8 protein-coding genes are annotated in these 12,045 nt (G+C 47.6%); 2 read left to right on the top strand and 6 right to left on the bottom strand.

Annotated elements, in window-relative coordinates; all coding sequences use genetic code 11:
* The first annotated feature begins 495 nt into the window (after positions 1-495).
* Complete coding sequence (gene lpxD / locus HB364_RS10020; protein ID WP_167287851.1) at positions 496-1,533, top strand: UDP-3-O-(3-hydroxymyristoyl)glucosamine N-acyltransferase; 1,038 nt, start codon at positions 496-498, stop codon at positions 1,531-1,533.
* A 23-nt stretch (positions 1,534-1,556) separates the two neighbouring features.
* Here the strand turns inward: lpxD and mgrA are convergent, their stop codons facing one another.
* The 5 genes from mgrA to HB364_RS09995 all read right to left on the bottom strand — a co-directional run bounded on the left by mgrA (position 1,557) and on the right by HB364_RS09995 (position 9,629).
* Complete coding sequence (gene mgrA, locus HB364_RS10015; RefSeq protein WP_167287850.1) at positions 1,557-2,546, bottom strand: L-glyceraldehyde 3-phosphate reductase; 990 nt, start codon at positions 2,544-2,546, stop codon at positions 1,557-1,559.
* A gap of 183 nt (positions 2,547-2,729) precedes the next feature.
* Entirely contained in the window at positions 2,730-3,983 is a 1,254-nt protein-coding gene (locus HB364_RS10010; RefSeq protein ID WP_167287849.1) for a peroxiredoxin family protein, read from the bottom strand.
* Positions 3,984-4,113: 130 nt separating this feature from the next.
* Positions 4,114-5,553 carry a SusD/RagB family nutrient-binding outer membrane lipoprotein gene (locus tag HB364_RS10005; RefSeq protein ID WP_167287848.1) on the bottom strand — a complete coding sequence of 480 codons (1,440 nt, stop codon included), beginning with the start codon at positions 5,551-5,553 and terminating at the stop codon, positions 4,114-4,116.
* Positions 5,554-5,626: 73 nt separating this feature from the next.
* Entirely contained in the window at positions 5,627-8,803 is a 3,177-nt protein-coding gene (locus tag HB364_RS10000; RefSeq protein ID WP_167287847.1) for a SusC/RagA family TonB-linked outer membrane protein, read from the bottom strand.
* Positions 8,804-9,128: 325 nt separating this feature from the next.
* Positions 9,129-9,629: a hypothetical protein gene (locus tag HB364_RS09995; RefSeq protein ID WP_167287846.1), complete on the bottom strand. Its 501-nt coding sequence runs from the start codon at positions 9,627-9,629 to the stop codon at positions 9,129-9,131.
* Between the two features lie 335 nt (positions 9,630-9,964).
* On the opposite strand from HB364_RS09995, the gene HB364_RS09990 reads away from it, so the two are divergent.
* The gene (locus HB364_RS09990) at positions 9,965-10,759 is read left to right on the top strand and encodes a hypothetical protein (RefSeq protein ID WP_167287845.1); all 795 of its coding nucleotides are present in this window, start codon (positions 9,965-9,967) and stop codon (positions 10,757-10,759) included.
* Here the strand turns inward: HB364_RS09990 and HB364_RS09985 are convergent.
* On the bottom strand, positions 10,756-12,039 hold the full coding sequence (locus HB364_RS09985) for a flavin monoamine oxidase family protein (protein WP_167287844.1): 1,284 nt from the start codon (positions 12,037-12,039) through the stop codon (positions 10,756-10,758). The two genes, HB364_RS09990 and HB364_RS09985, sit on opposite strands and share 4 nt — an antisense overlap.
* Positions 12,040-12,045: the final 6 nt, after the last annotated feature.

The raw sequence follows: 12,045 nt of genomic DNA, 5'->3' as shown, positions 1-12,045 counted from the left end.
ATCAACACCGTAAGCAATTAAGTTGCATATTTGGCCATTGTACGCTATTTTACCGGCATGGCCAATATCACCAGTTTTGACATATTAGATCAGGAAATACAAAAGACACCAGGATGGATAATAAGATGACCGAAATTATTAATTTGCTTTATACTTTGTTGACCGGGCGCGAGCTACCGTGCCACTTTTTCATAAGTCGCTGATAATTTTATTTTACGCTATTAGCATGCTATTGGTATGCTTCGGGTATGCTTCAGCTATGCTTCCCCCATACTACCGCCATGCTTCCACTATACTGCTTTCCCACACAAATGTACTTACAGTACGGAAGGACCGCCAGTACGGGTGATGACTTATGCATAAAATGATGGGAAATGATAAAAATGATAACAAACGAAAAGCAGTAAACCGGCAGCGGCACCAAATATTCAACTATCTTTAGCCAGCGTACCTGGCAGACTTATTATTCATCCTTAACACCACTAAACACCGCACATGAAATTTACCGCACAGCAAATAGCCGATCTTTTACAGGGACAGATAGAAGGCGACGGCAGCGTTATGATTAGCAAATTATCAAAAATTGAAGAAGGCGAACCCGGCTCCATCTCCTTTTTGGCCAACCCGCTGTATACGCCTTACCTCTATAAAACCAACGCCTCGCTGGTGATTATCAATAAAGATTTTGTGCTTACGGCGCCTGTTTCCGCCACCCTGCTAAGGGTAGAAAGTGCTGCCAATGCTTTTACCCAATTGCTGGAAATGTACAACCAGGTGAAGCTGAACAAAAAAGGCATTTCAAAGATGGCTTTCATTGCAGAAAGCGCCACCATTGGCCAAGATATTTATGCCGGAGAATTCGCTTTCATTGGTGACAATGCCAAAATAGGCAATCATGTAAAGATATACCCGCAGGTATATGTGGGTGACAATGTAGTGATTGGGGATAATACCACTTTGTTTGCAGGTGTTAAGATCTACTCAGAGACCGTAATTGGTAAAGACTGTATTATCCATTCCGGTACGGTGATAGGAAGCGATGGCTTCCGCTTCAATCCGGAAAACGATCACAAAAAAGTACCGCAAACAGGCAATGTAATCATAGAAGATAATGTGGAGATCGGCGCCAACTGCGCCATTGACCGCGCTACCCTGGGCTCCACTATTCTGCGCAAAGGGGTTAAGTTCGATAACCTCATTCATATTGCACACAATGTGGAGGTTGGTGAGAACACTTATTTCGCGGCTCATGGTGTAGTAGCGGGATCTACCAAGATCGGCAAAAACTGTATGTTCAGTGGCCAGGTAGGCATTGTAGGACACCTGCAGGTGGCAGACAATACGATCATCACGGCGCAATCGGGCATATCCAAAAGCATTACGAAACCAGGCGAGACTTACATGGGATCGCCGGCATTCGATGCCAATAAATACCGGAAGGCCTTTGTTCATTTCCGCAACCTGGATGCCCTGGTGCAGCGGGTGGCCATCCTGGAAAAACAGCTAAAGGCAGCGGAAGTAAAAGAGGGGTGATAGCCGACAACAGAAACTAAACCCTATTTCAATATTTTCTCAATCGCCTCCAATTCATCGCTGGTAAATAGCTTGCTCCTCAGGCACTGCAGGGAGTCGGCCAGTTGTTCCGGGCTGCTGGCGCCAATGAGCACAGAGGTAACGCGCTGATCTTTGAGCAGCCAGGCGAGCGCCATCTGCGCCAATGACTGACCACGTTGTACGGCTATTTCATTGAGTTGTTGTATTTGCTTTACACGTTCCGGCGTTACTTCTTCCTCTTTTAAGAAGCCATGGGCTTTGGCGGCGCGGGAACCCGCAGGAATGCCTTTGAGGTATTTGTTGGTGAGCAGGCCCTGCGCTAATGGCGAAAAGGGAATACAACCCACGCCTTCTTCTTCCAGCACATCCAGCAAGCCCTCTTCTACCCAGCGTACAAACATGGAATATTTAGGCTGGTGTATCAAACAAGGTGTACCTAACTGTCGCAGTATTTTAATAGCCTTGCGCGCTTCTTCGGCGGGATAATTGGATATTCCTGCATACAAGGCCTTGCCCTGCCGTACGATGAGGTCCAACGCGCTCATGGTTTCTTCGAGGGGCGTATTGGGATCAGGACGGTGATGATAGAAGATGTCTACATACTCCAGCCCCATGCGCTTCAGGCTTTGGTCCAGACTGGCCACGAGGTATTTTTTAGAACCCCAGTCGCCATAAGGGCCTTCCCACATGGTATAACCAGCTTTGGAGGAAATGATGAGCTCATCACGATAGCCGGCAAAATCTTCTTTGAGTATTTTACCAAAGTTCTCTTCGGCGCTGCCGGGAGGCGGACCATAGTTGTTGGCCAGGTCGAAATGGGTAACCCCGTTATCAAATGCAAGACGCAATATGTTGCGGGCGTTTTCCAAAACATCCACGTGGCCGAAGTTGTGCCACAGGCCCAATGACAGGGCAGGTAACTGAATGCCGCTTTTGCCACAACGGCGGTATTGCATTTTGCTGTATCTATCGGGAGCAGGCTGGTAGTTCATATAGCTGTATTGTTACTCTATGGGAATAAAAAAACAAGGCAAAGAAAAGCCTTGTTTTAATATCCTGCAAATTGATGTGTGTAAACAAGTATGCCAGCACCGAAGGGTGGCCCCTATGGGGCCAATGGGTTTATACGACATATTTTGCTACAAAGTGGTAGTCCCTACGGGACACTGACCTTGTTACTCATTTATTAATGAGTTGACCAGCTCTTCAAATTCTTTTTTGAATGCTTCATAGTGCTGACCGGTGGCAGGGCCGTCATAACCCGTATGGATCTTCCGCACATTTCCTTTTTTATCAATAAAGATGGTGGTAGGAAATCCTTGCAGCGGTTCTATCTGCGGCAAGGTTTTTTCCGTTCGCTGCGGATCGGACACGGCCGCCGTAGCAACGAGGACCGGATAGTTTATCCCCAGCCGCTTTTGGAAGGTGGCCAGCGCTTGTTTAGACCGCTCAAAATCGGTGGTACGCTCATAAGCCAGTCCCACTACTTCTACACCCCGTTGTTTGTTCTTTTTGTAGTAGTCAACCAGGAATTTCGTTTCATCCATACAGTTGGGGCACCAGGAACCCAGTATCTGAATAATCACTACTTTATTGTTGAAGCGTGCATCATTGATAGCAATCACCTCTCCTTCAGTAGATGGAAAGCGGAAATTCAGTTTGCTTTCACCAGGTCTCAGTTTAACAGCATCGAACCCATCGGGCAATGTTGCATTGGGATCTTTACGCGCCACCCAGTCCTCTTTACCAGTACCCCCGGAATAAAAAACGGCCTGGGTAATGGTACTGTCGTTATCCAGCTTTGCCACAAAGAGGTATACATGACTGCCATCAAAGGCGGATAGTTTCAGGGTATCTTTTGCTATGACGCCTTCGAGGAAGCGGTAATCGCCGGTAGGTGTAAGAAAAGTGCCTGTTACTTTTCCATTGTCGGCCTGCCGGAACTCACCAACAGCCAGGGTGGTATTTTTACCTTCACCAAAAGTAACTGCCCAGCGGCCGGTAACGTTGTAAGCCGGTTTGGCCGTAGCCCGATAACGTTCTTTGTTATTGGGCAATGCATAGAAAGGTATCTCCGACCGGCGGTCGCCACTAATCTTAATGAACTTGCCTTCCAGGCTGCCATTGGTTTTGATAGCCACCGCAAAGTGGGCATCAAAGAACGGCATTGTGATCCATACCGAATCGCCCTCCTGCCGGATATCATCTACCAGCAATCGCTCCGTGGCGTTGAGTACATACAGTACGGTCTTACCGTTAACAGGTTTTACTTCAAAATTGAAAACGATCTGTTGCCCGTCGGGACGCTGAATCACGCCTTTCCAGATACCGGGCCTGAGCACCGCTTTTGGGGAATGGGCGGCGGCTGTGAGACCAAGGGCGGCGATCAGTAAAAGGATAAAACAGGTTTTCTTTCTTGTTGTACGCATGCAACGAATTTATGCATTTTAGGTAATTGTTACCGGGGGCTAAAAGCCCCGGAATAGGGCTGCGAGGCTACCCGTCTTCGCTAAAGCTTCGACGGACAAGCAAGCCTCGCAGAGCGCTGTTTACTGTATTTTAATACCGGTCGAACCATAATTTGGTTAATAAGTTGTCGGTACCCTGGTTGGTTATCGCCTTAGAATAGTTCTCTTTGTTCAGGGCCTGTTCGGAACCGGGATAGATGAAGCGTACGGGTATTTTACCGTCCAGCACACCTTCCACACCAGGGGCAAGCTGGGGATAATCCAATCTTCTCCATTCGGCAAACGCTTCCAGCCCCTGACCAAATAACGCGATCCATTTTTGCTCACCAAGGGACTTTTTATAGTTGGCAGCATCGTATTTGACGGCAGTTTGCCCAGTATAATTGCTGATCACCGTAAGATCTGTAATACCAAACTGGTTAAAGGAGGCTTTGATGGCCTGATTATACAGCTCCTCCGCATTCTCTGCCGTAAATTCCCTTGCGGCTGCCTCTGCCCTGTCAAACAATACTTCTGCATAACTGATGATCACCGATGGTGAAGCAGGCGCCGAGAAGTATGAACCGGGCTTTGATGTTTTGGCAAAACCAAGGTTATTGGCAGCGCTGTTGCTAAGCCCGCTGGGTACACCCACGTAATTAGTAACAGATGGATCCGTTGGTTTGTTGGCATAGATGGGCAGCCGTGGATCATTGAGCGCATAGAGCTTGTCTACCAGTGTTTTGCCAACACGGAAATCATCCCTCGTATCGAACCAGGCGCCCACAGGATTTTGCTGTGGAGCAGTGGTATACACAAAGCGGGCAGCTTCTTCCGTACTGCTGATCAATCCATCGGCACTGTTTAACACTTCATTAATTACCTGTTTGGCTTTTTCCGGTTCCCGGTCGGCTATACGCAAGGCAATGCGTAAGCGCAGGGCATTGGCCAGTTTCTTCCAGCGGTCAATTTTTCCGCCATAAATGATATCGCCTGCGATGGCAGAGCCGGAGGTGGATAGTGTAGCGCCGGCTGTTTTCAGTTCATCCAGCAATCCAAAGTATACGTCCTTCTGCGTATTGTATTCAGGCGTAAGGTACTGGCGTATGTCACCTGCCTGTGTGTAAGGAATATTGCCATAGGCATCGGTAAGCAACTGAAATATCCAGGAGCGCAGGATGGTAGCCACGCCTTTGTAATTGTCGTTGGCCTTTTCAGCCGGCATCTTTAGGATGGTATTGAGGTTGGTTATGCTTTGTGCATACCCTGTATTCCACAGTGCCGTAAAGCTGCTGTTGGAAAAGATATACCTGTCGGGCTCGGTATACTGGATCTTGGCCCAATGCTGGATGATGAGCAGGGTGGAATTAAAGTTGTTATCAGCGCCCCAATACAGGTCGGATGTTATTTTCTGCGTAGCGGTGAGCAGGTAATCCGGCTGTGGATTTTCGGCAGCATTGGGGTTTTTGTTGATCTCCGCCAGGTCTTTTTTGCAGGAAATAGCTGTAAGGGAAAGGCCGGCTATTAACAATCCATATATATGCTTAGTCATGATCGTACTTTTTGAATTGATTGTTTACCCGGTTCGGGTGAGCCACCTTTGGAAGGTGACCCACCCGAACCGTTTAAAATTTAACATTGATGTTGAACCCATAGCTACGGGTAGTGGGTAGGGTGAGGTCTTCCAGGCCCTGCGCATTGCCACTGGTAAAAGCTGTTTCGGGATCGATGTTGGGTACATCCTTGTGAATGATCCAGAGATTGCGCCCTACGAGGCTTATGGTAGCCCCTGTAAGACCGATCTTTTTGATGAGCTTCAGTGGCAATGTATAACCCAGTTTCAACTCCCTGAACTTTACATAAGAAGCGCTATACACAAACTCTTCTTCAATGTTACGCGCTGCTTTGTAATACTGTGAAGCAGGAATGATGGTAGTATTGGCAGTACCACCAGCCGTAACACCATCGAAGATGATACCATCATCATACACTGTTTCACCGGTGGGTGGCGCACCACCTTTGGGCAGGGCTACTGTTCCATTGGCCTTGTTGTTACCCGGATAATAATAATATAAACCTCCATGTTCTGCATCGCGGCCCGGCAATGTCATGGCCAGTACACCGGTGTAACTACCGGTAGAGTTGGTACCTGCAAATAAAGAGCCGCCGATGCTGGCATCTATGAGGAAAGAAAGGTTGAAGTTTTTGTAAGAGAAACTGTTGTTGATACCGCCTATCCAGTCGGGCGTAAATTTACCCAGTACTTTTTTGGAAGGATCGGCTACAGGAATACCGCTGCCGTTTACCACGATATTGCCGGATTCATCGCGCTTGTAAGCATTGCCGAACAAGGTACCGTAAGCCTTGCCCACAGAAGCGATCGCCTGTATGTTCCTGTATGAACCCAGCACATAGTTCTGTAAACGGCCTTCGTTATCCAGTATCAGCAATTTGCTTTTGTTGGCAGCATAGTTCAGATCAATGTCCCAGCGGAAGTCTTTCAACTTAACCGGTGTGAGCCCCAGTTGTACTTCAATACCCTTGTTATTGAGCTTACCGGCATTGAGCAGTTTTTGGGTATAGCCTGTAGTGGGACTTACATCTACTTTCAATATCTGGTCAAGGCTATTGGTATTGTAGAGGCTCACATCCAGCCGTACGCGGTTGTTGAGCAGGGCAGCTTCCACCCCCACCTCTGTAGAATTGGTGCTTTCAGATTTAAGATCGGGATTGAGGTCAATACCGGAAGTAGTGAGCTGTGGATTGCCATTAAAGGGAGCATTGAAGTTATAGGTATTGATCAACTGGTAAGGTTCCGCATCCGCACCCACTTTCGACCATCCACCCCGTATTTTAAGGAAGCTGAGGATATTGCTTTTGATATCCAGTGCATCGGTAAGCACCACACTGGCATTTACCGAAGGATAGAAGTAAGAAAGGTTTTGTTGTGGCAACGTAGAAGACAAGTCATTGCGGGCAGTAAGGTTAAGGAAAGCAAAGTTCTTATAGCCTACCTGTGCAGAAGCAAAGCCGCTCCAGGTCCTCAATTTGGAATAGTAGTTGGAAGAAATGAGCGGATCACGGGAGTTGGCCAGTGTGTATACGTTGGCCACTGCCAGCCTGGGCGCCTGCTGGTCATTTTCTTCATAGATCCTGGTACGCAGGTTGCCACCAGCCAATACATCGAGGCTGAAATCCTCATTGATGTTTTTGTTGTAACGCAGGATAGCTTCTGTATTGTTCTCGCTAACGATGTAGTTGGTTTCCTGGTAAGAGCCAAACGGAGTACCATTGGTACCATAGCCTATTTTCAGTTTGCGTTTGTCGTTATAGTAGTCACTGCCTGTTCTGAAATTAAAGGAAAGCCCATCAATGATATCATAAGTCAGGTTGATATTACCAATGAATCTATTGCGGCGCTGGCTCACTGTATTTTCATACGCTACCCAGAAAGGGTTGCTGTAGTAGCTGTTGTTCCAGTTGAAGGTATTACCCGCTGCATCTTTATAATCGCGTAACTGGTTAATATCCACCTGGCGGCCAAACCAGGTAAACTGCAACATGGTGCTGGTAGCGCGGCGGCCACCGGCGCCCGGTAAGTTGGGAGCATCGGTCACAATGTAGTTGGCGCCTACGCCCACTTTTAGTTTGGGTGTAACCTCGAAGGAACCATTGAAGGAAAGGTTGTTCTTACCCGCTTCACTATTAGGCACTATGCCCCATTGCTTTTCATTGTTAAAAGATATGCGGTAGTTGTATTTATCGCCGGCGCCATCGAGGGCAATGCTATTGCTGAGCAGTACGCCTGTTTTGAAATAGTCCCTTACATTATCAGGATGCGGCACAAACGGAACGGGCACTCTTTTAGAGTAAAACTGTGGAATGAGGCGGCCATCCATTTTAGGGCCCCAGCTTTCATCTACCCCATCATTGATGCCACCGCCTTTGCCATCTACATAGCTGAATTTTCCTTCTGCGCCCTGGCCAAACACGTTCTGGTAATCGGGCAGTACAAGCAGGCTGGAAAAGGTAGTATTAGAGTTGACGGTAACGCCTATACCATTACGGCTTTTACCTGTTTTGGTTTTAATGAGGATAACGCCATGTGCTGCACGGGAGCCATACAAAGCGGCAGCATTCGGCCCTTTTAATACACTAATGGTTTCTATATCTTCTGCATTGAGGTCGGCAATGGCATTTCGGTAATCCCTGGAACCTCCTGCGCCCAATTGGGAGTTATCTACGGGCACACCATCTACAATAAATAAGGGCTGGTTGTTACTGGCAATAGAAGTTTCACCCCTGATTACGATGCGTGAAGAACCCATATCGCCCTGGGTGTTGGTAATGCGCACGCCGGCCACTTTACCTGCCAGTGCATTAATAATGTTGGCCTCCTTGGCTTCTGATATATCTTTTGTCTTTAACTCCTGGGTAGCATAACCCAGGGATTTCTTTTGTTTGGAAACGCCAAGGGCGGTGACCACCACCGCATCGAGTGACTGATCGGCAGGTGTAAGAAATACCTGCCCGTTGTTCTGCAGGCTGTCAACCGGTAGCTGCCGGGTAGTGTATCCTATGTAAGAAAAGGTAAGCACTGTGTTGCCGGATACAGCTATAGAAAAAGCTCCCTGCACATCGGAAACAGCACTTACAGCAGTACCACTGGCCTGTATACTAACACCGGCCAGCGGGAGGTTATTGGATTTATCCAACACTGTTCCCTGCACGATACGCGTTTGTGCGGCAAGGGATACAGGCAATAGAATAGTAATAGCCCAGAAGGCAATGATCCTGTTCATTGTCATTTATGAATTAAAATGTTAGGGTATATAGCAAAGCAATAGCTCTGCTATCATGTAGACAGACACTAAAAATAATTGCAGATCAATGGGTTAAACTCAGCAACAACAACGGGCAATGCTGTAAGACAGCATGCTTGTATGAAAGAGGGATTTCAAACGGTGGGGGTTCAGGCGGCTCATAGACATTTCTCTCATGGTATAGCTTTTTATGACCTTTGACTGGCAAGCATGAACGATAACGAATGCAAAGATACTGGCGCTACCTATTAGCGCCAAATAATTCCTACCAATTTAGTAGGGTTTATAAATGATGAGGGGAGGTTCATGATAGCTTTGTTCGCATGATCAGCAAGCTTTCATTCAGGAGCCGGTTAATATCGTGTATGTTTTTATGTAACTCCTGGGCAAGTTCTTCTTTTCCCCGGCCATGCAAAAAGATCTCACTGAATACAAACCGTTGTTCTTCCGATGCCTCCTGCAACAAGGAAAGGTAATAATCATTAGTCGGCCGGCCATTAGTAACAGTTCTGCTGCCAGTGTTGCCTGCCTGTTGCTTTTTATATTCCAGGATGATCTTCCTGGCTTCCACCTGCATCCAGCAATATACGCTCAGCGTGGAGTTGCAGGCTTCCTGCAAACGGGTAGCGAGGCTACCAAAGATGAGCACCAGGACTTTTTCAGCTTCTTTCCGGTCGGGGATGAATTGCAATACATAGCCATACAACATGGAACTATAACGGGAGTACAGAAGGTTAACCGCGGATTCCAAACCAGCATCAAGTTCGGATTTAAGCGTTTCTTTCGTGATCAGGTTTTCCAACATAGACTGGTTTACACAACTAATTCATAGGGGTTCGCTTAATGAAAATAAGTAATATTAGTTAACTCCATCAAAAAACTTCCATTAAAATCCTGGTTGATAATAACTAAACAGGTGCCTTACCCTAAAAAGCATGGTGCCTGTTTGATTTTCTACCCAAACACCTTTAACTATTCAATGGTAAGGATCACACTGGCATCGGTTATACCGTCATCCAACCTGGCCGGGCATTTTGCCGGTTCATACATCAATAATGTCACTCTATAATCTTACCAAACCGGCCGGACGAGACGCATGGTATTTTTACGGTCAAAAGCACAATTAATTTTAATAACAACATGAAAAAGATTACCTGTACCTGGATGGCCTGCCTGTTGGTATTAACCACGATGGCATTTGCTGTAGTAAAAAATATATTTGATCAACTGGACATGGCCGAAGCGGAAGCGCGTGAATATATATTCGGCAATTTCAAAGAAGGCAATCTCGCTTTCCCGCATTCTTCTGTGATCAAAGGAATTGCCACCGGCAAACGGGCAGGCATGGTGAAAGAACTGGGCGACTATATACGCCGGTACAGCAGTTCACCGGAATTCCTGCAGGACTATAAAGAAGCCCGTGAATCGGCAAAGCCTGCAGCGCCCGCTGATAAAGCAGCGAAGTTAAAAGCCCGCCTGGAGGAAATCAAGCACGATATTGAGTCGAATGAAAAGGGCATGAAGGAAGCCACCGGCGATATGAAGAAGTTGTATGAGGCTACGATCACCATGCTGAAAGCTGAACAAAAAGCATTGCAGGATCCCAAAGATCCGCAGCATGGCCTGTTCATGAGCAATTTTGCCGAGGGAGACGACCTGAATGCAGAACAATATGCAGCAGCCATGAAGGAGTTTGACAAGGAATATCCCGCCAACGTACAAGCGCTGATCAAAAGAAGGCTGCAGGAGTTCCTGGCGCTTACAGCAGATATTGATTTTGATGCCAAACTGGTAGAAAGAGGGGGACGGAAGCGTTTTGCTGATCCCAAACTGGAAGCAAAGGATGAAACCTGGAAGCGTTGTTTCCGTTGTGGCCACGAAACGATCACCGCTGCAAGGGCCTACGCACAACAATGGTTAAAGGAGCTGCACTAAGTATTGGCGAGGCTGCCCATCAATTTTGCCGCTACTGCTGCACCACTTGCCAATGCCGCTTCTACGGTACCGGGATGTGCGCCTTCATATAAAGCTTCACCGGCAAAGAAGAGTGTACCGGCAACAGGTTGCTGCAAGAATTGGCGGGCTGCTTTGGAAGAAAGCATGTCGTAAGAATAAGCACCGAGGGAAAAAGGATCAGCGCCCCAGTCTGTTATATGTGAAGCCACCAGTTGCTGTTCGAGGAATACGAGTGGTAAACCAAATATACCAGCCAGTGAGTAGAGGGCATATTGCAGCATTTTTTCTGGTGAGGTCTGCGCAAAAGAAATAGCCTGGGGTCCGTTGATCCAACCTGTGAGGAGGGGTACGGGATGGGGAAGCTGTGTCCACCAGGTAGGAAAGATCTCTTCACTAAAGATGAAACCGAGTTCTTTTTCATATTCCTGCCAGAATGGTTGCTTAAATTCCAGGCTTACTTTGATCACTGCACTGAAACCGATCTGGCGGAAGGCTGCGAGCTGCTGATCGATGGCCGGCACAACATCAATATTGCTTTTGTCGTGGGCCTGCTGCCATACGCCCAACGGCACCGTAATGATCACTTTATCGGCGGTAAACGATCTTTCATCGCCGGTGGTGACTTCTACCCTACCCTGTTGCCAGCTAATGCGCTGTACAGGAGTATTGAAGTGTAATGAGCAGCGCTGCCTTACACACTGGGTTATGAGGTAATCCGTGAGCCGTTCATAACCGCCGGTAATATGATATTGTTCTGTTTCTTCTTTTTCCCATTCATTACGCAGGGCCAGCACACTGGCTTTGTTGATATCGGCGCCATCATATCCTTCTGCAAAACGCTGTACGGAACGCCGCAGCTCTTCATACCTCGGTTCCTGAAAATGCCTGTCCAGGAACTCACGCACCGTCATATCCTGCTGCAAGGACTGTAAATGCTCCATCAGGGTATCCCATCCTTCTATAAACTGGTTTTGCCGGTGCCAGCGTCCTTTGCGCACTTCTATCATCCGGCCTTCTACCGGGGTATGGCCGATACCTGCTTCCGCCAGTAACTGAAAGGTAAGCGGCAGCTTTCCATGCACAAACTCTGCACCCGACTCTACAGGCACGGTAAAAGCAGTGGAATGAATGGTATGCATCCTTCCACCGGCCCGGTTACGGGCTTCGAGAATGGTAACGGCATGACCCCGGGCCGATAGTTCCCGGGCAGCCATTAACCCGGCAGCGCCCGCACCAATGATCAAAACAGTTGAAGACATGAAAGA

The organism is Paraflavitalea devenefica, assembly GCF_011759375.1.
Classification (GTDB): Bacteria; Bacteroidota; Bacteroidia; order Chitinophagales; family Chitinophagaceae; genus Paraflavitalea; species Paraflavitalea devenefica.
Note: the sequence above shows the minus strand (reverse complement) of the source record. Positions and strands in the feature narration are given on the sequence as shown.